Origin of the sequence: Yersinia sp. IP36721, from assembly GCF_003634395.1 — a bacterium.
GTDB classification, from domain to species: domain Bacteria; phylum Pseudomonadota; class Gammaproteobacteria; order Enterobacterales; family Enterobacteriaceae; genus Yersinia; species Yersinia entomophaga.
In genome coordinates this window covers 123,380-148,885 of record NZ_QCZL01000002.1, presented here as the reverse complement: position 1 = coordinate 148,885, position 25,506 = coordinate 123,380, and the positions used below count along the sequence as shown (strand labels likewise).

The following is a 25,506-nucleotide window of genomic DNA, read 5'->3' as shown; positions in this document are numbered from 1 at the left end:
GCGTCAGCTTTCCCACCGCCAACGCTTTTATCATTACTTCTTATATCCTTAGCTTAAGGAAGAGCTAATCCTTCATACTTCCTACCATCTCTTCTGGCCTTACCCATTCATCGAATTGTTGATCCGTCAGATACCCCAGTTTCAACGCCGCCGCTTTAAGGGTCAGCCCCTCTTTATGCGCCTTCTTGGCAATCTCGGCCGCTTTGTCGTAGCCGATATGGGTATTCAGCGCCGTAACCAACATGAGTGATTCATTCAGAAGTTGAGTAATACGATCCCGATTCGGTTCGATACCGACGGCACAATGCTCATTAAAGCCACGCATACCGTCAGCCAGCAAACGAATTGACTGTAGATAGTTATGAATAACCATTGGTCGGAACACATTCAGCTCAAAGTTACCGGACGCGCCACCAATATTCACTGCAACATCATTCCCCATCACCTGAGCACACAGCATAGTCATGGCTTCACATTGGGTCGGATTCACCTTACCCGGCATGATAGAGCTGCCGGGTTCGTTTTCCGGAATAGCAATTTCGCCAATACCACAACGAGGTCCGGAAGAAAGCCAACGCACATCATTGGCAATTTTCATCAGAGAGGCCGCCAGACCTTTCAGCGCACCGTGTCCATGAACCAGTGCGTCACAGGTCGCCAGCGCTTCGAACTTATTCGGCGCGGTGACAAAAGGTTGTTGGGTCAGATTTGCCAGCTCCTGAGCCACACGCACTGCATATTCCGGATGGGTGTTCAAGCCAGTCCCTACCGCCGTTCCCCCTAGCGCCAGTTCACAGATATGGGGAATCGAGGCTTCGATATGATGCAGACTGTAGTTTAGCATCGCCGCCCAACCGGAAATTTCCTGCCCTAATGTGAGAGGCGTGGCGTCTTGTAGATGGGTGCGACCAATCTTTACGATGCTTTTATAAGCTTCGGCCTTATCCGCTAGCGTTTTTTGTAATACTTTCAGCTCCGGTAACAGATGTTCACGCAGCGAAAGTACCGCCGCGACATGCATCGCCGTCGGGAAGACATCATTGGAACTTTGGCTTTTATTCACATCATCATTAGGATGAACCAGTCGCGCATTCCCCCTGGCTCCACCCAAAATTTCGCTAGCACGATTAGCCAACACTTCATTCATATTCATATTGGTCTGAGTGCCAGAACCGGTTTGCCAAATGGAGAGAGGGAATTCATCAGGGTGCTTATCCGCCAGAACTTCATCGGCGGCCTGAATAATGGCGACGCCCCGCTCTTCAGCCAGCAGTCCTAAATCCATATTCACTTTAGCGGCAGCGCGTTTGGTCAGCGCCAACGCATGGATAAGCGCGGTCGGCATTTTCTCCTGGGAGATACGGAAATGCTCCAGTGAACGCTGCGTTTGTGCCCCCCACAGGTGGTCGGCGGGTACTTCTATTGGCCCCATTGAGTCTTTTTCAATGCGAGTGGCTGCCATGACTCTCTCCTTAGCACAGATAGCGGAATAAGTAGGTATCGAACATCAGCAATAATAGTTGCTGATGATAATGATTATCATGCCATAACAATCATTCTGATTATGCGACCGGGACGCCTTTATTGTAGGTTTGGGAGATAACTTTTATGTTGATTTTTTGTAAACGGCCGATTTTCCGCTCACCGCCTATTGCCTATTGCCCACCAGCAGTTTGGCGGTAATACGCTGGGGTTCATGAATCTATATTTTCTTTAACAAGTTTCATTGCCAAAGTATCTATCCAAGTTATCGATTGTTGGGAAACCTTCTTTTTATACCGCAGTTTTTAGCCGCTAAAACGACCAAAATATCAGCGCCAAGAACACAGATGACTTCCCATCCTTGCTATCCTTCCCAATGGGATCGTCGCGCAAATTTACGGCAAAAAGCATAATTCCCGGTGTGCAATCCTTGCAACCCATCTAACCTCATTGTTTACTAGCTTATATTTTTAATCTGGCCTGAATTCCTTTCAGCCGCTGAGACAGCAGACCTCAATCATGCAAAAGATGATCAATGCAGTACAAAACTACGCTTGGGGCAGTACCGACGCCCTGACCCGTCTTTATGGCATTCCTAATCCGCAACATATCCCGATGGCGGAATTGTGGATGGGCGCGCATCCTAAAAGCAGTTCAAAAATAGTCGATGCTCAGGGGCAGCCACAATCACTGCGCCAGCTTATCGACAGCGACCCGTCGGGCCATTTAGGGGATGCAGTCGCTAAACGTTTTGGCGAGCTACCTTTCCTGTTCAAAGTACTCTGTGCGGCTCAGCCACTGTCTATTCAGGTTCATCCTAGTAAACAGGCGGCGGAAATCGGTTATGCCCGTGAAAATGCCGCCGGTATTCCTTTAGACGCCGCCGAGCGTAATTACAAAGATGCCAACCATAAACCGGAGCTGGTTTATGCACTGACGCCCTTCCACGCTATGAATGGTTTCCGCACGCCAGAGCAGTTAGTTGGGCTATTGCAGCCAGTGTCTGCGGCGCATCCGGATATCGGCGCCTTCCTGCTTCAGCCGGATGCCGAACATCTGGCGCTGCTGTTTGCCAGCCTGTTAAGTATGGAAGGCGAGCAAAAAGCGTTAGCGCTGGGCGTATTGAAATCCGCGTTGAATAATCAGCGAGGCGAACCGTGGGATACTATTCGTCACATTGCGCAAATCTACCCTGAGGATAGCGGCTTGTTCTCCCCCCTACTGCTGAACGTTATTACTCTACAGCCGGGTGAAGCCATGTTCCTGTATGCAGAAACGCCGCACGCCTATCTGGACGGCGTGGGTCTGGAAGTGATGGCTAACTCGGATAACGTACTACGCGCCGGGTTAACGCCGAAATTCATCGATATTCCCGAGTTAGTTGCTAACGTGAAATTTGTTCCCAAGCCGGAGTCGGAGTTACTGACCGCGCCGAAGGATCAGGGTAACGCGCTGATCTTCCCGATCCCTGTGGATGATTTTGCCTTTGCCATTCATCGCCTGACGGACGAGTCGGAAAACATCGAGCAGAACAGCGCGGCGATTATCTTTTGTATCGACGGACAGAGTATTGTGCAAAAAGACTCACAGCAGATTGTGCTACAACCTGGGGAATCCTGCTTTGTTTCCGCCAATGAATCCCCTATTAACCTCCGCGGTTCTGGTCATATTGCGCGGGTTTACAACATTATTTAACTAATTGGTGTTACAAATCTTTCTTATTTGTTGCCAATCAGTAGCTATTGCATTCACAATAACGCGCTTATGGGCGTTATTGTGCCTACAACCGCGTTCAACGTATTGAATTTGCTGAATTAGAAAAGGATGAACAGAACCATGAAAAAATCGTTAGTGGCTGTCAGCGTTATTGTCGTTCTCGGCGCTGCATGGACAGGTGCCTCTTGGTACACCGGCAAATTGATGGAACAGCGGATGAGTGAAATCGTCGATAACGCCAATTCACAAATTAAACGACTGGCGCCACAGGCCGGTCTGAAACTGGCTTATACCGATTACCACCGCGGAACCTTCAGCAGTAAAGTCCGTTATATCCTGCAACCAGACGGGACTATCACCGGCGAAAATGCAGTGATGAAGCCAGGTGAAGAGATCGCCTTTATCGAAACTATCGATCACGGTCCTTTCCCAATGGCTCAATTGAAGAAATTCAACCTGATCCCTAGCATGGCGTCGGTTCACTCCGAACTGGAAAACACGGCTGCGGTTAAAGCTTTGTTTGATATCACCAAAGGCAAATCACCGTTTACCGCTGATTCACGCATTGGTTATAACGGTAGCACCGATTCTGCGATCAAACTGATCCCTATCACCTACGAGAAAGACGGCCTGAACCTGAACTTCTCCGGTGCCAGCCTTGACGCTGCTTTCTCTAAAGATATGCGTGACGTTAAACTGAACGGCGAAAGCGATAGCATCGTGCTGTTCAAGAAAAACGAAATGGATCAGGTAGAAACCTTTACTGTTAAAGGCCTTAGCCTGAAGAACGACAGCAAAACCGGTAAGTTTGATCTCAGCATCGGCGACCAGAATCTGTCGATCAAACAGGTTCTGTTGAGCGTGGAAGGCAAAGAAGCGCTGGTTCTTGATGGCTTTACGCTAACTTCGCAGATGGGCGAGTCGGACAAAAACCTGAACGGTAAGCTGAGCTACACGCTGGATTCCCTGAAAATTCATGGTAATGACTTTGGTTCCGGTAAGCTGAACTTTACCTTTGCCGGTCTGGACGGCGAAGCAGTGAAGAACTTCGCTACCTCCTACAACCAAATCGCTATGCAGGGTCTGCAAACCGGTAACATCGATCCTGAAACTTACCAGTTGCAGATGACCGAGCTGGTTCTGACCAAGCTGCCAAGCCTGCTGAAAGGCGATCCTAGCTTCAGCATCTCTCCGCTGAGCTGGAAAAACGGCAAAGGCGAAAGCGCCCTGAAACTGGACGTCGTGCTGGCCGATCCAAGCAAAGTGACAACGCCAATCACCAGCCAGGAAGAAATCCTGACTCGTGCTATCAAGAAAATCGACGCTAATCTGACCATCCCAATGCCAATGGCGACCGAGTTCACGACTCAGGCTGCACGTTTGCAGGGTTACAGCGCTGAAGAAGCCGCTAAAATGGCCGTTCAGCAGGTTCAGGGCGTTGCCGCGATGGGCCAGATGTTCAAACTGACCACGACCAAAGATGACGTTATCAGTAGCAGCTTCAGCTTCGCCGATAACAAAATCGATCTGAACGGTCAGAAAATGACGCTGCAGGAATTTGCCGGTCTGTTCGGTATGTTTGGCGGTATGCCGCAGGAAGAAGAAGCCCCTGCTGCTGAAGCCCCTGCCGCAGAGTAATATCGATTCGGAACAAGAAGTCGCTTATCCTCAGGTAAACGCTGATTGGGCCAAGATCGAAACATAATGATTAATGCCAGCCCCTGCTACAGGGCTGGCATTTTTTATGGCCACGTTCCTGATTATCGATAGATGTAGATGAGTAAGCGTGGGTTTAGCTGCGCCCGAGGTAAAATGACAGCAATATCAGTACGGCGAAGATAACTCTCTATCCGACAGGATTAATTCTCCGGATTAACCGATGCCATTTTTGCGGCAATATAAGCTTTTATATTAGGCCACGGACGCTGGGAAGTTCCTCCGTAAAGATCGCTAAAGGCCTCAGCAAATGCTTCTTCCGCGCCGCCGTCGCTACCGCCTTGCCAATAATAATAATTGCTATCGGTTTGGGAGGTTGACCCCAGCTCCGTCTGCCATATATCGCGGAAACTTTGACGGCAGCTCAAACTATCGCCAACCTCACCAAGACCTTTATCTCCCATATTTGCCTTTTCACCAAAGCTGCGATCAATGGCATGCGCGTATTCATGCAAAACCAGATTGGCAGAACCATGCTCCGTCGCTAATTGCCAGCTGCCATTGGCGAGTTGCGTTAATGCCACCACGGTTTCATCGGCATGAAACTCATTTTCTGCCCCTTTACCCAAAGCCCCAACTCCGGGGACTGAATCCCAGGTTTTGCCATTGGTCCAACCACGCGGCGTTTGACCTTTCAGCGCGTTCATTCGTGGGTGATTGGTTATATTATCGTTGGTCAATGTTATAAACTGCCCCAAAGAGTCCGCAGTCTTTAATATATTCAGCGGCAGTTTTTGCAATTCAGCCGTAACCGGAGCTGGGTCGATGTTCATATTTGGCGGTGTGGTGCTGGAATAAAGCAAACCGGTGATGATGTGTTCTTTCTGACTTTGTTCTATTAACCGACGATGATTGGCCTCACTCACTTTGGCGGCTATTTTACTGGCTTCCACTGCCGCGGCAGCCTTTTCCTGTTCTATGAATTTTAATCTGTTTAGCGTCACTTTCATCCGCATCAAATCGGATAACTCTTCACTGACTTCATTACGGCGTTTATCTACGACGGCGAGATATCTGACATCGTTTATCTTTGCTATGATGCTATTTATTCTGTTGATTTTATTTATATTTTTTGTGCTGCTCAACGTACTGGTCAAACATGTCATTACTACATTTGAAACCTTCAGCAGGTTCGTTTTTTCCAGCGTTTTTAATTCTTTAGTCGCCAAATTTAAATTTAAATAGCGGCGCAACATTGGAGAACTAATAATTGGCATATCCCCTCCTTGATTTAATAAAAATCGAAAAATGCATCCGGCACTTTTTTGTAAAACGGATTGGAACTATAGATTTAAAGAATAATACATGCAGATTCATTAGAACTGTGAATGCTAAATTTTACTTTCAAAAATGAACCAAATATCTAAATCATCAGTAGGCAGTCAGAATTGAGACAGGGATCGGTGTCCCTGTTTGATCGGACGATTATCGTCGACTATTGAATAGGATTATTGCGATGTTTATAGCGAATCTGGAACAGAAGGATAAATGGATTGTTACGTGCCAATAGCGCCAATCGTGCCGGCTACACCGAGCCACGACGAATAAGCACCGGCGGGAGAATAACGTTTTGCAATTGCAAATCGACACCGGCAATACGCTGCAATAACCGCTGGCCGGCGCTATAGCCAATTTCTCGCGCCGAGCTGGTAATAAAAGTGAGCGGCGGCTCTGTTAATTCTGCTTCGGGTACGTCGCCAAAACCGATCAATGCCACCTGCTGATCGAGATAAGTATCCACCCCAGCGCTGCCAATTCCTCTGCCGGTGCGCAGAATGCCAAAATAAGCACCGAGCGCCACGGAAGCCTGATGACAAATAATCGCGCTAACGTTGGGATGATGGCTAAGCAAACTTTCCGCCGCATCAGCCGCGGCTTGCTGCTGACTATCACATTCAATCACCCAATCCGAACGAAACGGCAGACCGTACTGCACCAGCGTGGCACAAAATCCGCCCAATCGTTCTGCCCGCGTCAATGAATGACCGTGACCGCCCAAATAAGCAATTTTACGATGTCCTCTGCCTATCAGCAGTTCCGTCGCCATTTTGGCCGCCTGCATATTATCCGGGCGAACCACGTCGACGCCGTCCAATACGTTGGCACGCGCGGCACAAATCAACGGGATGCCCTGTTGCTCGGCCTTCTCTTTCAGGCCACTTTCCTGATTCGCGCCGCCGCCAAGAACCAGCCCGTCAACCCCCTGTTCTATCAGGGAATCAAAGCAGCGCTGTAGACCTTTCCCTTCTTTGCCGCTTTGAGTGAGAAACAGCACTTTCCCCTCGGCTTCAATAGCTTCGCTGAGTCCTGCCGTCATCGCCGCATAAAAAGGATCGCCGATATCGCGCACAATCAACCCAATCACCCCGGAATGCCCCCCGCGCAGCTGAGCCGCCTGCCGATTACGCACATAACCTAACTGTTCGATGGCCTGATTCACCCGCTCGGCGGTTGTCGGTGAAATACGACCTTTGCCGCTGACGGCCAGCGAGACCGTGGCAACAGAAACTCCGGCGTGTTTGGCAACATCGGTAATGGTGATCTTTTTATGATTCATCGCGGCTATTCGGTATCATTTTTGTCTCACGTCCTTTGGCAGACAAATCTATGCTTCGGGGCAAATGTTACACCCAATTCAATAATCTGGGTAAAACGATTAATCGTTTTAATCAGTATCTGTGCGCTACATAGCGATTTTAACCTCTCATCCACCTACTGGCGGCACCCGTCCAGGCCTGCGCCCCAAAAGCCGGGAAGACCTGCCTGAGCCTAAACATCAGCGTGCCTGTTATGGCTGGAAACTTCACCCTCGGCTTATCATTAGCTTGAGCTAAAGTGAGTTTCTATCGACAAAATGGCATTTTCGGGCGTATCTCACAGAATTTCATTTACCGGCGTTAAAGGCCACAATAACTGTGATTTGCCGCGCATATTATTTAGGTTAAACGTTTTATCTTAATTTAACCTCAGGACGCTAAAGATCCACAGAACAGATCCTTTTTCACACACCAGGAGCCACCTATGTCGGCGGTAAAAAAACAAAAAATTACGCTATGGGAGTTTTTCCAGAGTCTGGGGAAAACCTTCATGTTGCCGGTCGCCTTGCTGTCCTTCTGCGGCATTATGCTGGGCATTGGGAGTTCGTTAAGCAGCAAAGACGTTATTACCCTTTTGCCGGTGTTAGGCCACCCGGCTTTCCAGCTGTTATTCACTTGGATGAGCAAAGTTGGCTCCTTTGCCTTTAGCTTCCTGCCAGTGATGTTTGCCATTGCCATTCCCTTAGGTATGGCGCGGGAAAACAAAGGTGTTGCTGCCTTTGCCGGTTTCGTCGGTTTTGCGGTGCTGAATCTGGCGACCAACTTCTATCTCACCACCAGCGGCGTATTGCCGACTACCGACCCCTTGGTGCTGAAAACCCACAATATCCAAAATATTTTAGGCATTCAGTCGATTGATACCGGTATTTTGGGCGCGGTGATCGTGGGGATCATCGTTTACCTGCTGCACGAGCGTTTTAATACCATTCGCCTGCCGGATGCGTTGGCCTTCTTCGGCGGCACCCGTTTTGTTCCTATTGTTACCACCGTGGTACTGGGGCTGGTCGGTTTATTGATTCCCCTCATTTGGCCGTGGTTTGCCGCGGGCATTAACGGTTTGGGCCGCTTGATTAACGGCGCGGGGATTTTTGGCCCGATGATCTTCGGCAGCGGCGAACGCCTGTTACTGCCTTTCGGCCTGCACCATATACTGGTGGCGCTGATTCGCTTCACTGAAGCCGGCGGCACGATGGATGTCTGTGGTCACAGTGTCAGTGGCGCGCTGACTATCTTCCAGGCGCAGCTTTCCTGCCCAACCACTAGCGGCTTCTCAGAAAGTGCGACTCGCTTCCTGTCTCAAGGTAAAATGCCCGCCTTCCTCGGAGGTTTACCGGGCGCTGCGCTGGCGATGTATCACTGCGCCAAGCCAGAGAATCGCCATAAAATTAAAGGATTGCTGATTTCCGGCGTAGTCGCCTGCGTGATCGGTGGCACGACCGAACCGCTGGAATTCCTATTCCTGTTTGTGGCTCCGTTCCTGTATTTGATCCACGCGCTGTTAACCGGTCTAGGCTTTACCGTAATGGCACTGCTGGGGGTCACTATTGGTAATACCGACGGAAACCTGATTGATTTCGTAGTCTTCGGCATTCTGCACGGTACCGCCACCAAATGGTATTGGGTGCCTGTGGTAGCCAGCCTGTGGTTCGTGGCTTATTACCTGATTTTCCGTTTTGCCATTCAGCATTTCAATATCAAAACGCCAGGTCGCGAGAGTGACAGCGCCAGCGTAGAAAAAGCACCGACGCCGGGTGTGGTCGGTAAATCCGGTTATAACAGCGAGGCTATTTTGCAGGCGCTGGGCGGCGCGGAGAATATCGTTTCGCTGGATAACTGTATTACTCGTCTGCGTATGTCCGTCAAAGATATGAGTAAGGTGGACAAAGAGGTGTTGAAAGCCAATCGGGCGCTGGGCGTCATCCAATTGAACGACCATAATTTACAGGTAGTTATCGGCCCTCAGGTGCAATCGGTGAAAGATGAATTAGACTCACTCATAGCCTCAGCATAATAAGTCTCGATAATACAACTCTGCGGGGTGCTCCGGTGCCCCGTTTGTTTTTTCCCTCATCGATAAAAAGTGAGAGCCTGATGTTTGATTTCTCCACGCCGGTAGATCGCCACGGTACCTGGTGTACCCAGTGGGATTATATTGCCGACCGTTTTGGCAGCGCCGACCTGCTGCCCTTTACCATTTCCGATATGGATTTCCCTACCGCGCCGGTGATTCTGCAAGCCCTGATCCAACGTCTGGAGCACGGCGTTCTGGGTTATAGCCGCTGGCAGCACGAAGATTTTCTTGGGGCAATTCGCCATTGGTATCAGGCACGTTTTCAATGCGGTATCGACACCGCCACGGCGGTGTACGGCCCGTCGGTCATTTATATGGTTGCGCAATTGATTCGCTGCTGGTCTGCGCCGGGTGAATACGTTGTGACTCACACGCCCGCCTATGATGCGTTTTATAAGGTGATTTTGGGCAATCAGCGTCAGTTATTATCTTGCCCACTGCATAAAGTGGATAATCACTGGCACTGTGATATGGCTCATCTGGAAGCACTGCTGGCGCGCCCACAAACCAAAATCCTGCTGCTGTGTAGCCCGCATAATCCAACCGGTAAAGTGTGGAGCCTGCAAGAACTGGCGCACATGGCCGAACTGTGTGAACGCCACCAGGTTAAGGTCATTAGCGACGAAATTCATATGGATATGACCTGGGGAGAACAGCCCCATACGCCGTGGAGTCAGGTGGCTCAATCTCCTTGGGCGCTGCTGACATCGGGTTCAAAAACCTTCAATATTCCCGCGTTAACCGGCGCTTACGGCTTTATCAGCGACAGTGAAACCCGCGAAACCTACAGCAACATGCTGAAAAGTCGCGACGGTTTGTCTTCCCCGGCGGTGCTGGCGCTGGTGGCACATATTGCCGCTTACCGTCAGGGCGCGCCCTGGCTGGATGAGCTGCGCGCCTATTTACAGGCCAACCTGCAATACGTCGCGGAACGGTTAAATCAGGCCTTTCCGCAGCTTAACTGGCAACCGCCGCAGGCTACCTATCTGGCGTGGATTGATTTACGCCCGTTGCATATCGACGACCGCCAATTGCAGGAAGTACTGATTGAGCAGGAAAAAGTGGCGATAATGCCGGGCTTTACCTACGGCGAAGAAGGCCGCGGCTTCCTACGGCTTAACGTCGGTTGCGCCCGCAGTAAGGTGGAAATCGGAATGGATAAACTGATAAATGGTTTGAACGCTGTCATCGGTAATCATTAGGCTTCGCTAGTTTCTGCTGATATATCGTAAACCTTCCCCCATCCTCACACCCTGCTTAACGCAGGGTGTGTTTTTCACTGTCATATGCCTTATTTGGGCCGTCAATCAACGAATTTATTAAAAAACGGCTTATTAAGTGTGATCTGAATCTCTTTTTTCTGCAACTCACTGGATGTTTTCATCCATTTGTTTTTATACTGTTCTGCACTTTACCCAGAATAAATATCATTCATAAATATAAGTGAGTGCATCCATGATCGATTCCCGCCTTCCTCTGACAGACATTCACCGCCATCTCGATGGCAATATTCGCGCCCAAACCATTCTGGATCTGGGGCGTCAGTTCAATATGACGTTACCGGCCAATGAGTTAGAAGCGCTGCGCCCTCATGTGCAAATCACCAAAACCGAACCGGACCTGATAAGCTTCCTGCAAAAACTGGATTGGGGCGTGGCGGTACTGGGCGATTTAGATGCCTGCCGCCGCGTAGCGTATGAAAACGTAGAGGACGCGGTTAACGCCGGTCTGCACTATGCCGAGCTGCGTTTTTCCCCTTATTACATGGCGATGAAACACCAACTGCCCGTTGCCGGTGTGGTTGAAGCGGTCATTGATGGGATTCAGGCTGGCTGCCGCGATCGCGACATTGATATTCGTCTGATCGGTATTCTGAGCCGGACTTTTGGCGAGCAGGCCTGCCTGCAAGAACTGGATGCCCTGCTGGCTCACCGTGACGGCATTACCGCGCTGGATTTGGCCGGTGATGAACGGGGCTTCCCCGGCGGGCTGTTCCTCAACCATTTCAACCGTGCGCGGGATGCGGGTTTGCGCATTACCGTTCATGCCGGTGAAGCCGCTGGTCCGGAAAGCATTTGGCAGGCAATTCACGAACTGGGCGCGGAACGTATCGGTCACGGCGTCAAAGCTATCGATGACTCCCGCCTGCTGGATTATCTGGCAGAAAACAATATCGGTATCGAGTCCTGCCTGACCTCCAATATTCAGACCAGTACCGTGGTTTCCTTAGCCAAACATCCGTTAGCGACCTTCCTGCGTCACGGCGTGTTGGCTTCCATCAATACCGACGATCCGGCGGTTCAGGGGATTGAAATTACCAATGAGTACCACGTAGCAGCTCCTGCAGCGGGCCTGACTCGTGATGAAATTCGTCAGGCTCAGGAAAACGGCCTGACGATGGCCTTTATCAGTGAAGCGGAAAAGCAGGCGCTGCGCGATAAAATTCGTGGTTAACGGCTTTGCCTGTGTAGCTCGGTAAACCCGCATCAGGTGAAAACGATAAAATAAAAAAAAAGGGCCGGAAATGATCTGACCCTTTTTTATGATTAAAATCAGTGGATAAATGAGTGAACTCAGGCTTCGCCCTGCTCCCGTTTTCCGCTCGCATCCCGCTCACGCGCCACTCGACGAGCGTAACGCTGTGCCAGCACCGCGCACACCATCAATTGTACCTGATGGAATATCATCAACGGCAATACCATTACGCCGACCACGGAAGCCGGGAACAGTACATTGGCCATGGGAATCCCGTTGGCCAGACTTTTCTTCGAGCCGCAGAACACAATGGTAATTTCATCGGCGGTATTAAAGCCTAGCCAACGCGCAGCCAGCGTATTCGCTACAATAACGATAGCCAGCAGCACCAGCGAACACACCAGAATCGCCAGCAGCGACCAGCCGTCGATTTGATGCCAGATACCTTCCACCACCGCTTCGCTGAAAGCCACATAAACCACCAGCAGAATCGATGACCGGTCAGTTATATTGACCAGTTTTTTATGGCGCTCGACCCATTTGGCGATCAGTGGGCGGGACAAATGGCCGACGATAAACGGCACCATCAATTGCATGATGATAGAACCAATGGCGTGCAAGGTATCTGTACTGCCGCCCTGAGTTTGCATCAGCGCGCCCACCAGCAACGGTGACAAGAAAACGCCGAGAATACTGGACGCCGAGGCGCTACAAATCGCCGCCGCCACGTTTCCACCTGCAACCGAGGTATAAGCAATCGCCGATTGTACCGTGGCAGGCAAGGCGCACAGATACAGGAATCCCAAATACAGCGTTGGCGTTAGAATTCCCGGCACCAACACGTTCATTCCCAGCCCTAACAGCGGAAATAGCGCAAAAGTGCTGAGGAATACCACCAGATGCAGCTTCCAGTGCCCCATGCCGGCCACTATTGCCGCGCGGGATAATTTAGCACCGTGCATAAAAAACAGCAGCGCAATGGCCGCGGTGGTCAATCGTTCAAACCACACTTTGGTTTCCCCTTCACAGGGGAAAAAAGAGGCGATGATCACCACCCCAATTAATACCAGTAAAAACGTATCAATACGTAAGCGTTGCAACCAAGACATGCCACTGTATTCCTTCAATCAAAATGCCTCCGATTAATAAAAAATATCAATCAGAGGAAACCATCAATAATAGACCTAAACGATAGACGTAATTATCAAAAGTGCAGGAAAGCTATTACTCATAGCCTGTATTAATGGTTAGTGCTAACGGGGATTAACCGGCAACGCTTGCTTATGTTTATCTGATTCCAGCCCCAGTTCGATCAATTCCATTACGGTAATCGCCTCGGTTGCAGGGACGGGATTCTCGCCTACACCCAAAATGGCATCGCGAATGCCAGCATAATAAGCTGGATAATTACCCGGCTGCGTCAGCAAAGGCTGTTCCACCAATACGCCATTTTGTGACAATGTCACGACTCCGTCACGCATGTCATAGCCCCAATCGGTTTGAGGTAGGCGTTCACCGGCTTTCAGGCGATCTTCCTGCGGATCCAGACCGTATTTAATATAGCTGCCTTTAGTGCCGTGAACGATATAACGCGCCGTTTCTGCCGCCGCCAGCACCGTGCCATGTAACACAACACGTTGGCTAGGATAGCTTAATACCGCGTGGAAATAGTCCACCGACTGTGCGCCGGGACGCAGCAAACCAAGATCGACATTAAGGGTTTCCGGCAATCCAAACAGCTGCAACGCCTGATCCAGCAAATGTGGCCCTAAGTCATACCAGATACCGCTGCCGGCTCCGGGTTGTTCCCGCCAGCGCTGACGAATTTCCGGACGGAAGCGATCAAAATGAGATTCGAAATACACGACATCTCCTAACGCACCTTCCTTCAGCAAGGTTTTCAGCGTCAGAAAATCGCTGTCCCAACGACGATTGTGAAAAACCGACAATAGCAAACCGGCCTCATCTGCCAGGCGTTTTAGCTCGTTAGCTTGTGACAGCGTCACGGTAAACGGCTTATCCACGACCACATGCTTGCCTGCGGCCAGCGCCCGTTGCGCCAATGGAAAGTGGGTATCATTGGGAGTAGGAATAACAATGACATCGATGCTCGGATCGTCAAATAAATGTTGAGCATCGTTCACCACGGTAACCGACGGCCAGTCGGCGTGCACTTTACTGGCATCGCTGCTGGAGACGGCCGCAAATTCTACGCCGGGAGTCCCCGAAATCAGCGGCGCGTGAAAGGTTTTACTGGCATAACCGTAGCCCAGCAACCCAACTCTAATATTTTCAGCCATCGTTTATCCTCTCGCCATTAGTTTTTTCTATTTTAAATCTGGATCGATTTGACACCATGATGTCACTCTGAACAAGAGCTAATTCCCTTTCCACCCGGACAATCAGGCTAAATCCGCACGATGTGATCGCTATTCTCCAGGTGATACCGTCCTCGCGATAGACGATGCGATAGACGATGCGATAGATAAAGATCATGAGGTTCAATATTGCGGCGGTGATATAACATTGCTCCTCTCTACCGGGAAATCATTGACGCGAAGCCCTTCTTAATCAGCTATCTAGATGTCAATAGTCAGTGATTCATCCCACTCAACCCGCGTTAACCTCCCCCTCATTTATTCAGAATCTTATGCGTTCTTCCCGCAAAAACGCTTACTAGCATCAGGTTCTCATACTGGATTGTCTGGTATGTTTAAAGTCGGTTGTTACCCATCTGACAAGGTGATAAATCGCTCCCACACATGCTGAATTTTTCTGTTTTCTTCTGAAATTCTCTTCATACCGATTAAAATTGATGTTGCGCAAAGTGACATTCATTTCCTGCAACCGGTTTCAGAAACCGGTTGCAGGAATAAATCTATTCCGCTTACACTAAACTTAACAAATTGGACGATCCCATTTTCAATTTACGTGGAGCGAATGTTTTATGTCTGCTTTTCCAAAAGATTTCCTCTGGGGCGCCGCCAGCGCCGCCTATCAGGTTGAAGGGGCTTACGACGCCGACGGCAAGGGCCTTTCCATCTGGGATACCTTCTCCCATTTACCGGGTACGACCTATCAGGGAACGAACGGCGATGTGGCCGTAGATCACTACCATCGCTTCCGTGAAGACGTCGCGTTGATGGCCGAAATGGGAATGAAAAGTTACCGTTTCTCTATTTCCTGGCCTCGCCTGTTACCTACGGGCCGTGGGGAAGTCAATCCAGCCGGCGTAAAATTCTATAGCGATTTGATCGATGCTTTGTTGGAACACAACATTGAGCCAATGATTACCCTGTATCACTGGGATTTACCTCAAGCATTACAGGATGAAGGCGGCTGGGAAGCTCGCAGTACTGCCGATGCTTTCGAAGAATATGCTCGCCTTTGCTATGAGTCATACGGTGATCGGGTCAAACTCTGGTCAACATTCAATGAAACTGTGTGTTTCATTGGTTTCGGATATATTACTGGCGCGCACCCACCGGGCGTTCAGGAACCTGCGCGCGCCATTCAAGCCTGTCACCACGTATTTGTGGCTCACGCTAAAGCAGTAGCGGCTTTCCGTTCCTGCGGTATCGACGGGAAGATTGGTTTTGTGAACGTGCTGCAAACCCATACACCGCTGAGCCACTCTGCGGAAGATATGGCGGCTTTCAATCTGGCTGAAGGCATTTTCACCCACTGGCTATACGATCCTGTGCTGAAAGGCGAATATCCTGCCGAGCTGCTGGAGCAAGCTCAGGCTATCTGGGGAGTTCCGAGGTTTGCACCAGGGGATGACGCACTGTTACGCAGCAATATCTGCGACTTTATTGGCTTGAATTACTATAAGCGCGAGACTATCGCCGCCAATAATCAGGATACTCAGCTAAAGATTAATACAACCGGGCAAAAAGGCGCAGGCCACCAGCAGGGTAATGAATTCGGTTTCAAAGGACTGTTCAAGTTTGTCCGTAATCCAAACGGCGTTTACACCGACTGGGATTGGGAAATCTACCCTCAAGGTCTGACCGAAGGCATCATGAATATCAAAGCCCGTTATGGTGATATTCCGATCTACATCACCGAAAATGGCTTAGGCGCTAAAGATCCTATTATCGATGGCGAAGTGGTGGACGACGATCGTATTGATTATCTCAACCAGCATATCGGTGCTATTGAAGATGCAATCAAGCAAGGGGCGGATGTACGCGGATACTACCCTTGGTCATTTATCGATTTGCTCAGCTGGCTTAATGGATTCCAGAAGCAGTATGGCTTTGTCTACGTTGATCACCAAAAGCAGCTCGCGCGTCAACGTAAAAAAAGCTTCTTCTGGTATCAAAAAGTGATTGAAAGCAACGGCGATCAACGCTAAATATCGGTTGCCCACCTCGCTGAGGTTAATCGCTTTAAAACCGTAATCGCAAATAACATCATGACGATGAAAAAACGCTCTGCTCCGTAGTGGCCAGAGCGTTTTTATTGCGCCTTATTCCTTTAAGGCTATAGCTATCGCAAACGCTCAATATACGGCACAGCGACTTTGAGAGCGTCATTGCGTTTATTCATCATGCTATTTATCCATAATGACATTGCGTTTTTAGCCTATCCCCCTTGATTCGCTCGACCGGATATTGATTCGCACACTCGTTTGCCTTGGCTAACTATGTTTGGCTAACTATTATTCTTAACTCACTTTTTCGTAAACATGTTTAGCTAATCTTTCTTCGCAAACATTTTTTGCTAACCTTTCTTGGCTAATCTTTCTTGGCTAATAAAGTGGCAAAGCGCAGTTTGATTCTGTTGCCTTCTGCATCTTTCTTATGCAAAGCCCCAAGGTCCTCGTTGTATTTCACGATAGTCCAATCCCGATAATATTCTTTCAACTCATTGTGTTTAAAGGTGAAGGAAAAAGGCATATTGCACGGGTAATCATCCGTAGACATCGCGGCCACGATCAGGTTATAACCGCCAGGCTGAGTCGATTGTTGCATATTGTCGATAATCGCCGGTATCTTCTGACGGTCGAGAAACATAAACACCACGGTAGATAAAATTAAACCGTACTGACCGTCGATCACCAGATCGTTAATATCACGTACCTGCGTATGGATGTTTTGCAGCCCTTCCTTTTCAATAATTTCATCAATAAATTCCACCGACTGAGCGTTGTGATCGCAGGCATCCACATCAAAACCGAGCAGATTGAGATACAGTGAATTACGGCCGGAACCGCAGCCCAAATCCATCGCTTTACAAGGTGTTATCAGACGGGCAGCGTTGATAACCTCCGAATGAGTCGGCGTCAAAGCGTATTTTTTATGATAGAAATCTTCTGGCGTGCAGAGAAACTCTAGCTGGCATTCTATATCATCAGAGAAAGACGCAATCCGGTGCCATACCTGCGGCTCGATCATTTTCGGCTGGTTAACCTTGCTAAAAATGAAGGACTCAATGTCTTCCCCGTCTTCCGTGAGCAATGAAAAAGTCAGCTCGCCTTGCAATATCGTCAGCTTGGCCCAGGTACCGTCTTTGGTATTGTGTTTTTCCTGGAACATCGCAGGCAACGTGCGACTGTTCCAAACCGGCATTTTTTTGTAGCAAATGAGTTCCTGCATATAACCCTCTTTGTAAACACTGAACAACTTTTCTCTGGCGTTATGGCGGACGTTAACACCCTTTTCTTCTGCCATAAACCAGCCAAGTCATCGTGATGGATAAAATATAAAGCACAAAAATAAACAACATTGCTGTAAAGACCGAGCCGGTCATTGCCAATGACGAGCCCATGACTTTCGGAATAAAGAAGCCACCCGATGCACCAATCACGGAAATAAAGCCCAGAGCGGTGGCGGTATCAGCCACGCCGTGACGCTCCGCTTCTTCCTGACTGCCGCCCTGCGCTTTTATTTTGTCGGCAGTACTTTTACGAAAGACCACCGCGATCATTTGATAGGTTGAACCGCTGCCCAGCCCTGCAGTGATAAACAGCAGCATAAAGACGCTGAAAAAAGCAACAAACGAGCCAGGACTATTAGCATCCGGTAATGTCATAATCAACAACAGGATCAGTAGCGCCATCACAACAAAATTGAGCGCGGTGACCAATACGCCACTAAAACGATCCGCCATGATTCCGCCCACGGAGCGCGCTAATGCACCGAGAAACGGGCCAAAGAAGGCGTAATAGAGTATCTCGACCTCAGGGAATTCAATGGTGGATAGCATGGCAAAAGCAGCGGCAAAACCGATGAATGAGCCATAAGACGCCAGATACAATAATCCCAGAACCCATAAATGGCGGTTCTTCAAAATGCCGAACTGTTTGCCGACGGAAGTTTTGTTCATCGCCAGATCGTTCATGCCAAACCAGGCCAGTAGCGTGGCGATGCCAAGGGGAATGACCCAGATCCACGCCGCATTCTCCAGCCACAGCGTTTCCCCATCGGGCATCAGTTTCCCTGCGCTGCCAAAGGCGCTAAACAACGAAACCGAAATAGCAATGGGTACCACCAATTGCATCAGGCTTACGCCAATATTGCCCAAACCGCCGTTATAACCAAGCGCCTGCCCTTGTTTATCTTTCGGGTAAAAGAAGCTGATATTTCCCATGCTGGAAGCAAAATTGGCTCCGGCAAACCCGCATAGTAGAGCGATAATGACGAAGGTTTCAAAGGTGGTCTTGGGGTTCTGCACCGCAAAACCTAGCCACACGCAGGGGATAATCAAAAACCCCGTGCTCACCGCGGTCCAGCGTCTACCACCAAAAATTGGCACCATAAAGGAATAAGCTACCCGCAATAACGTGCCAGATACCGAAGGTAATGCGGCCAGCATAAACAGTTGGTCTGCCGAAAATGAAAATCCGACGTGATTTAAATTAACTGCCAATGCGCTAAATAACATCCAGACACAATAAGCTAATAGCAGACAGAAAATAGAAATCCAGAGATTCCGTCTTGCTACAAATTGACCACGTAGTTTCCAGAAAATAGCATCTTCCGGCCGCCAGTCTGTGATTAAACGCCCTTTATCTTTCATATCTGACATTGATATTTGCGTCATCATTACCTCGTTCTAAATCATTTAGAATGTATTGCCGTTCCTTCGCTCATCGTTTGAATCTAACGGTGATCAATGTTCCATCGGCTATCGTTCGAGGCATCATCATATCCTTAAACATGCATTTAATATACAACTTTAAGGGTTTATCATAAATCCATTTCTTTATCATATTGTTTTTAATGAATTAAAATAAAAACACATCATATAAATTTAATGCCATAAACTCGATCCGCTTCAGGGTAAAGGCAGGGGAATCACAATCGATATGGACAGATTTTGGTTATTTTTTCTTGTTCTCTATCTACTTCATTTCTTTAATAGTATTAAAACTTTATTAAGCATTAATAATGAAAGTTAACAGCTATTAATACATTATTTTTTAATATTTTTATTTGAGGATTATTATCAACAAATCGCCCTCGGCACTGATGGTTAAAATATGTTCAAAACAAGTCCTCTGCAATATCCCCGGTTTATTTACATCAGTTTCTTTTTATTTTTCGCGTTGATTCGCATTTTGTTGATTTGCTGCCAAGCTTCCTCTCCGGTCTATGACATAATTCACGGGTTATGTTCAGCCAGTTGCTCTGCCGCCAAATAACAGGAACACCTATCGCCATGACACAAAAATTATCGACGATTGAAAACAAGCCCGTTGCCCCTGCTTTGCTGCCTATTGAGGCCGTCGCCCGCAGCCTTGGGGTAGCCGATGAAGCTTTGATTCCCTATGGGAAGCACATGGCTAAAATTGATATCGATTGTATTGATGCCGACAAGCCGCAGGGCAAATTGGTCCTGGTTTCCAGCATTACACCTACCCCATTAGGCGAAGGTAAAACCGTCACAACCATCGGGCTCAGCCAAGGCATCAACCGACTCGGCGTGCGGTGTGTCGCCTGTATTCGTCAACCGAGTCTTGGCCCGGTGTTTGGCGTTAAGGGCGGTGCCGCCGGCGGTGGCGCGTCGCAAGTTTTACCGATGGAAAAGCTCAACCTTCATCTGACCGGCGATATCCACGCCATCAGTTCAGCCCATAATCTGGCCGCCGCCGCACTGGACGCTCGCCTTTACCACGAACAACGTCTAGGTGAGGATTTCGGCCCGCAGACCGGCATGGAACGGCTAAGTATCGATCCACATCGCATTCTATGGCCAAGGGTACTGGATCATAACGATCGTGCTCTGCGCCAGATTACCGTAGGGGTGGGAGGTGGCAGCCACGGCGTGGAACGAGCCGACCGCGTAGAAATAACAGCCGCTTCGGAGCTTATGGCTATTCTCGCGCTGGCGGAGGGATTGCAGGATATGCGCCGTCGTATCGGCCGAATTATTCTGGCTTATTCCACCAGCGGTCAACCTATTACCGCCGATGATTTAGGCGTAGCGGGTGCCATGACTGCGTTGATGAAAGACAGTATTCACCCAACGTTAATGCAAACCAGCGAGCAAACGCCGGTGTTGATTCACGCGGGCCCCTTCGCCAATATCGCGCACGGTAACTCATCCGTACTCGCCGATCGTTTAGGCCTGCAACTGGCAGATTGTGTCGTCACCGAGGCCGGTTTTGGCTCAGATATGGGGATGGAGAAATTCTTCAATATCAAATATCGCCAATCTGGCATCGCTCCTTCCTGCGTGGTTCTGGTGGCTACGTTACGCAGCCTCAAAGCTAACAGCGGCGATTTTGACATTAAACCGGGCCAGTCTTTGCCAGCAGAAATTGCTGACAGCAATATTCCTCTGCTCGCCAAGGGTTGCGCTAACCTGAAATGGCATATTGATAATGCCGCCAGCTACGGTTTACCTGTGGTCGTCGCCATAAACCATTTCCCGACCGATAGCGAGGAGGAGCTTGCCTTCCTGCAAGATTTCGCCTTATCTGCCGGAGCGCAGGCCTGCGAACTTAGCCATGCCTTTGCCACCGGCGGTGCAGGCACTGAGCAACTGGCACGCAGCGTACTGGCAGCCTGCGACAACCCTAATACACCGAAATTGCCTTATTCGAACGACATGTCATTGGAAGCCAAACTGAACCGTTTAGCCGAACGTTATGGAGCCAAAGAGGTACTGCTCAGCCCGCTGGCGCGCCAGCAACTGGCGGATATTACCGAGCAGGGCTTTGGTCACTTGCCGCTGTGCGTTGCTAAAACGCCGTTATCAATCAGTGCAGACCCCGCGAAAAAGAACGTTCCCCGTGACTTCACGCTACCGATTACTTCTTGCGCCGTATCCGCCGGAGCCGGTTTTGTTCGGGTTTACGCTGGGAATATCATGACCATGCCGGGGCTAGGTAGTTTGCCTGCCTACCATCATATTGATATAGATGACGAAGGGCATATCTACGGGTTAAGCTAACGATCTGTTGGCCGGTTATCCGGCCATTAATGCGTAATGAAGAATAAGGTTTTGTCATGTCTCACTCTGAAGAATATCAGCGAATCGGCGGTTGGTTACTGGCACCAATGGCCTATCTGATTGTCACCTTGCTCAGCGCTACGTTGATGTTGGCACTGTATGCTATGGCGGTGGTCACACCAGAGTCGCGGGAATACCTTATGGCCAACTCACAGGCATTTACCCTTCAATGGTACTTTTCTGTGGTGACAACGCTGTTTATGTGGGGCTTCACGCTGTGGATGCTATGGCTGTTTTGCAGCCGTTCCCGCCGTTTCCCTAAACTGTTTATTTTGTGGCTGTTGCTGACGGTTCTTCTGGCACTGAAAGCCTTCGCCTTCGCACCAATTTCCGATGAAGTTGCCCTGAGAGCCCTCGGCTGGCCTCTGTTGGCAGCAGCTTGCTTTGTACCCTATATGCAAAAATCTGTTCGGGTAAAAGGGACTTTTACGGAGATTTAAGGCCGCAACGCACTAATTCCCCATAAAATCGAGGGAAAAATGCAATAACCCTGCATTTCATCTGTTGTCGTCAGGCCGCCAATTTCGGATAATAGGCGGCTTTTATTTTTTTAGGTTCCGCAATGACTGAATACCTGCTTTTGTTCGTTAGCACCGTTCTGGTAAATAACTTTGTGCTGGTCAAATTTCTTGGCCTGTGTCCGTTTATGGGCGTTTCCAAAAAACTGGAAACCGCTATCGGCATGGGGCTGGCAACCACTTTTGTACTGACGCTGGCGTCGGTATGCGCGTGGATGGTGAACAGCTTTATTTTGCTGCCTTTGGGGCTAGTTTATTTACGAACGCTGGCATTCATTCTGGTTATTGCCGTAGTGGTGCAATTCACCGAGTTAGTGGTACGCAAAACCAGTCCGGCGCTATATCGTCTGCTGGGGATATTTTTGCCATTGATTACAACCAACTGCGCGGTATTGGGCGTGGCCCTGCTGAACGTGAACCAGTCACATAATTTCCTTCAATCAGCCGTTTACGGTTTTAGCGCCGCGGCGGGCTTCTCTTTGGTGATGGTTCTCTTCGCGGCTATCCGCGAGCGTCTGGCGGTCGCCGATGTTCCCGCGCCATTCCGTGGTTCCTCCATTGCATTGATTACGGCCGGGCTGATGTCATTAGCTTTTATGGGCTTTACGGGGCTGGTGAAATTCTAATGATGTCGTTATGGATTGCTATTGGCGCACTCAGCATGCTAGCGCTAATTTCCGGTGTGGTGCTAGGCTTTGCCGCGCGCCGGTTTCAGGTAGACGAAGATCCCATCGTTGAGCAGGTCGACGAGCTTCTGCCACAAAGCCAGTGTGGCCAATGTGGCTATCCCGGCTGTCGTCCTTATGCTGAAGCGGTCTCCAACAGCGGCGAAAAAATCAATAAATGTGCCCCCGGCGGCGAGCAGGTTATGCTTAAACTGGCTGATTTACTGGGCGTAGAACCGCAACCGTTGGACGGCGACGAAACGCTGGCCAATCCGGTGCGGAAAGTGGCATTTATTGATGAAAGCAACTGTATTGGCTGCACCAAGTGTATTCAGGCCTGCCCGGTCGATGCCATTGTGGGCGCAACCCGCGCCATGCATACAGTATTGCCGGATCTCTGTACCGGTTGTGATTTATGCGTTGATCCTTGCCCAACCGATTGTATTGAAATGATTCCGGTTCCTACCACGACCGCCAACTGGAAGTGGGATCTCAACGCTATTCCGGTGAAAACCGTCCCATCACAGATTATTCCAGTGAAATTGATCGACGTGGAGCAACATGTTTAAGCTATTTACACCGCGTAAGAAAGATAAAATCTGGGACTTTGATGGCGGCATTCATCCACCGGAAATGAAAGTGCAATCCAGCCGCGTACCCATGCGTATTGCGCCGCTTCCCGATCAATTTATTATCCCGCTCCAGCAGCATTTAGGGCCGGAAGGCGAACTACGAGTAAAAGCGGGCGATAACGTGTTGAAAGGTCAGCCGCTGACCGTTGGGCGCGGACGCACCGTCCCGGTTCATGCGCCGACATCCGGTTTGATCACTGCGATTGCGCCACACACGACTGCGCATCCATCTGGTTTAGCCGAGCTTTGTGTACATATTACACCGGATGGAGAAGACCGCTGGTGTGAACGCCATCCCCTACCCGATTATCAGCAGGCTCAGCCCCACGATTTGTTGGAACGTATTCATCAGGCCGGTATTGCCGGGCTGGGCGGCGCGGGATTCCCTACGGCAAGCAAATTACAGGGTGGTTTAAACGGCGTTAAAACCTTAATCATTAACGCCGCCGAATGTGAACCTTATATTACCGCCGATGATCGACTGATGCAGGATCATGCCGACGAAGTGGTCAGCGGAATCAATATCTTAATTCACTTGCTACAACCTGAGCGGGTGTTGATTGGCATCGAAGACAATAAACCGGAAGCCATTGAAGCCCTGAAGCAGTCGTTGGCCGGCCATCCGTCGATTCTGTTACGCGTCATACCGACCAAATATCCTTCCGGCGGAGCCAAACAGCTCACTAAAATTCTGACCGGTCAGGAAGTGCCTTTCGGTAAGCATTCCTCAGCCATCGGTGTATTGATGCAAAACGTTGGAACCGTCGTCGCGATCAAAAGAGCTATTATCGACGGCGAACCGCTGATTGAGCGTGTCGTGACTCTGACCGGCGACGCCCTTTCTCGTCCCGGCAATTTCTGGGCCAGGATCGGTACGCCGGTGCTCCATCTGCTGGCGCTGGCTGGCTTTACTCCGCAAGCGCAGCCAATGGTGATTATGGGCGGCCCACTGATGGGCTTTACGCTGCCAAGTCTGGATGTGCCGATAGTCAAAATCAGTAACTGTATTCTGGCTCCCGCTGAAACCGAGATCGGTATCAGCGAGCAGGAAGAAGCCTGTATTCGCTGCGGGCTGTGTGTCGATGCCTGCCCGGCGGGGCTGTTGCCACAGCAGCTTTACTGGTTCAGCCGCGGCGAAGAGCATGAAAAAGCCCGCAATCATAATCTGTTTGATTGTATTGAGTGTGGTGCCTGTGCCTATGTTTGCCCGAGTAATATTCCGTTAGTGCAGTATTACAGAAAAGAAAAAGCCGAAATTAAAGCGCTGGATCAGGAGGCTGCGCGAGCGGCCGAAGCCAAGGCGCGTTTTGAGGCCAAACAGGCTCGTCTGGAACGGGAAAAACAGGCTAGAGAACAACGACATAAACAAGCAGCGGTCAAATTGACCGATAGCGATCAACAGGCAGTACAGGCTGCGATGGAGCGAATTGCGGCGCAGAAATCTTCCGACACAGCGATTAACGTACAACCAGGTGAAATGCCAGATAACAGTGCCATCATCGCCGCTCGAGAAGCCAGAAAAGCACAGGCTCGAGCACGTCAGGCAGAAAAACGCGAAGCGACAACGTCTACACCAGAATCAACCGACGATCGTCAGGCGGCGGTGGCGGCAGCCATTGCCAGAGTCAAAGCCAAAAAAGCCGCGCAAAATCAACAAGATGACAGCGCCACTCCCGTCGTCAGCGAAGCCGTGAATAACCCGACGGACGATCCGCGTAAAGCGGCGGTGGCGGCAGCCATTGCCAGAGTCAAAGCCAAAAAAGCCGCGCAAAATCAACAAAATGACAGCGTCACTCCCGTCGCCAGCGAAGCCGTGGATAACCCGACGGACGATCCGCGTAAAGCGGCGGTGGCGGCAGCCATTGCCAGAGTCAAAGCCAAAAAAGCCGCGCAAAATCAACAAGATGACGGCGCCACTCCCGTCACCAGCGAACCCGCGGATAACCCGACGGACGATCCGCGTAAAGCGGCGGTAGCGGCGGCTATTGCCAGAGTCAAAGCCAAGAAAGCCGCGCAGAGTCAACAAGATGCCAGCGTCACTCCCGTCGTCAGCGAAGCCGTGAATAACCCGACGGACGATCCGCGTAAAGCGGCGGTGGCGGCAGCCATTGCCAGAGTCAAAGCCAAAAAAGCCGCAGAAAAATCAGCAATATCTTCGTAAAATCAGCG

General features: G+C 49.9%; 18 protein-coding genes. 11 read left to right on the top strand and 7 right to left on the bottom strand.

Going from position 1 to position 25,506, the window contains the following annotated elements; translation table 11 throughout:
- Window positions 1–64 precede the first annotated feature (64 nt).
- On the bottom strand, window positions 65–1,462 hold the full coding sequence (gene fumC / locus DBA33_RS02765) for a class II fumarate hydratase (protein ID WP_064513736.1): 1,398 nt from the start codon (window positions 1,460–1,462) through the stop codon (window positions 65–67).
- Window positions 1,463–2,001: 539 nt separating this feature from the next.
- Here fumC and manA point away from each other — a divergent pair.
- Window positions 2,002–3,177 (top strand): mannose-6-phosphate isomerase, encoded by a 1,176-nt coding sequence (gene manA, locus DBA33_RS02760; protein WP_120805489.1) that lies wholly within the window; start codon window positions 2,002–2,004, stop codon window positions 3,175–3,177.
- Window positions 3,178–3,318: 141 nt separating this feature from the next.
- A complete protein-coding gene (locus tag DBA33_RS02755) occupies window positions 3,319–4,836 on the top strand; it encodes a YdgA family protein (protein WP_240442676.1) in 1,518 nt (505 codons plus the stop codon).
- Between the two features lie 221 nt (window positions 4,837–5,057).
- Here DBA33_RS02755 and DBA33_RS02750 read toward each other — a convergent pair whose 3' ends face one another.
- Together DBA33_RS02750 and malI are read right to left on the bottom strand one after the other, a co-directional pair.
- Window positions 5,058–6,131: a hypothetical protein gene (locus tag DBA33_RS02750; RefSeq protein ID WP_120805485.1), complete on the bottom strand. Its 1,074-nt coding sequence runs from the start codon at window positions 6,129–6,131 to the stop codon at window positions 5,058–5,060.
- A gap of 308 nt (window positions 6,132–6,439) precedes the next feature.
- Window positions 6,440–7,471: a Mal regulon transcriptional regulator MalI gene (gene malI / locus DBA33_RS02745; RefSeq protein ID WP_064513724.1), complete on the bottom strand. Its 1,032-nt coding sequence runs from the start codon at window positions 7,469–7,471 to the stop codon at window positions 6,440–6,442.
- Window positions 7,472–7,935: 464 nt separating this feature from the next.
- On the opposite strand from malI, the gene malX reads away from it, so the two are divergent.
- The 3 genes from malX (at window position 7,936) to add (ending at window position 12,036) form a co-directional block, all read left to right on the top strand.
- Window positions 7,936–9,522, top strand: coding sequence for a maltose/glucose-specific PTS transporter subunit IIBC (gene malX, locus DBA33_RS02740; protein WP_064513722.1), 1,587 nt, complete (start codon window positions 7,936–7,938; stop codon window positions 9,520–9,522).
- Between the two features lie 80 nt (window positions 9,523–9,602).
- Window positions 9,603–10,784 (top strand): MalY/PatB family protein, encoded by a 1,182-nt coding sequence (locus tag DBA33_RS02735; protein ID WP_162975153.1) that lies wholly within the window; start codon window positions 9,603–9,605, stop codon window positions 10,782–10,784.
- Window positions 10,785–11,037: 253 nt separating this feature from the next.
- A complete protein-coding gene (gene add, locus DBA33_RS02730; RefSeq protein ID WP_064513719.1) occupies window positions 11,038–12,036 on the top strand; it encodes an adenosine deaminase in 999 nt (332 codons plus the stop codon).
- Window positions 12,037–12,155: 119 nt separating this feature from the next.
- Here the strand turns inward: add and DBA33_RS02725 are convergent, their stop codons facing one another.
- Window positions 12,156–13,166, bottom strand: a complete 1,011-nt coding sequence (locus DBA33_RS02725; RefSeq protein WP_120805483.1) for a bile acid:sodium symporter family protein — start codon at window positions 13,164–13,166, stop codon at window positions 12,156–12,158.
- Window positions 13,167–13,310: 144 nt separating this feature from the next.
- On the bottom strand, window positions 13,311–14,357 hold the full coding sequence (locus DBA33_RS02720; RefSeq protein WP_120805481.1) for an oxidoreductase: 1,047 nt from the start codon (window positions 14,355–14,357) through the stop codon (window positions 13,311–13,313).
- A 647-nt stretch (window positions 14,358–15,004) separates the two neighbouring features.
- Here DBA33_RS02720 and DBA33_RS02710 point away from each other — a divergent pair.
- The gene (locus tag DBA33_RS02710; protein WP_064513712.1) at window positions 15,005–16,417 is read left to right on the top strand and encodes a family 1 glycosylhydrolase; all 1,413 of its coding nucleotides are present in this window, start codon (window positions 15,005–15,007) and stop codon (window positions 16,415–16,417) included.
- 382 nt (window positions 16,418–16,799) lie between these two features.
- On the opposite strand, the gene tehB is transcribed toward DBA33_RS02710, so the two are convergent.
- Both tehB and DBA33_RS02700 read right to left on the bottom strand, forming a co-directional pair.
- The gene (gene tehB, locus DBA33_RS02705) at window positions 16,800–17,660 is read right to left on the bottom strand and encodes an SAM-dependent methyltransferase TehB (RefSeq protein WP_120805587.1); all 861 of its coding nucleotides are present in this window, start codon (window positions 17,658–17,660) and stop codon (window positions 16,800–16,802) included.
- Between the two features lie 52 nt (window positions 17,661–17,712).
- Complete coding sequence (locus DBA33_RS02700; protein WP_064518257.1) at window positions 17,713–19,107, bottom strand: NarK family nitrate/nitrite MFS transporter; 1,395 nt, start codon at window positions 19,105–19,107, stop codon at window positions 17,713–17,715.
- Window positions 19,108–19,725: 618 nt separating this feature from the next.
- Between DBA33_RS02700 and DBA33_RS02695 the strand changes: the two genes are divergently transcribed.
- The 5 genes from DBA33_RS02695 (at window position 19,726) to rsxC (ending at window position 25,498) form a co-directional block, all read left to right on the top strand.
- Window positions 19,726–21,462, top strand: coding sequence for a formate--tetrahydrofolate ligase (locus tag DBA33_RS02695; RefSeq protein ID WP_162975152.1), 1,737 nt, complete (start codon window positions 19,726–19,728; stop codon window positions 21,460–21,462).
- Window positions 21,463–21,518: 56 nt separating this feature from the next.
- A complete protein-coding gene (locus DBA33_RS02690; protein WP_064513710.1) occupies window positions 21,519–21,962 on the top strand; it encodes a DUF2569 domain-containing protein in 444 nt (147 codons plus the stop codon).
- Between the two features lie 122 nt (window positions 21,963–22,084).
- On the top strand, window positions 22,085–22,666 hold the full coding sequence (gene rsxA, locus DBA33_RS02685) for an electron transport complex subunit RsxA (protein WP_064513705.1): 582 nt from the start codon (window positions 22,085–22,087) through the stop codon (window positions 22,664–22,666).
- Window positions 22,666–23,274 carry an electron transport complex subunit RsxB gene (gene rsxB / locus DBA33_RS02680; protein ID WP_064513703.1) on the top strand — a complete coding sequence of 203 codons (609 nt, stop codon included), beginning with the start codon at window positions 22,666–22,668 and terminating at the stop codon, window positions 23,272–23,274. The genes rsxA and rsxB overlap by 1 nt, the downstream gene beginning before the upstream one ends.
- Entirely contained in the window at window positions 23,267–25,498 is a 2,232-nt protein-coding gene (gene rsxC / locus DBA33_RS02675) for an electron transport complex subunit RsxC (protein WP_120805475.1), read from the top strand. The genes rsxB and rsxC overlap by 8 nt, the downstream gene beginning before the upstream one ends.
- Window positions 25,499–25,506: the final 8 nt, after the last annotated feature.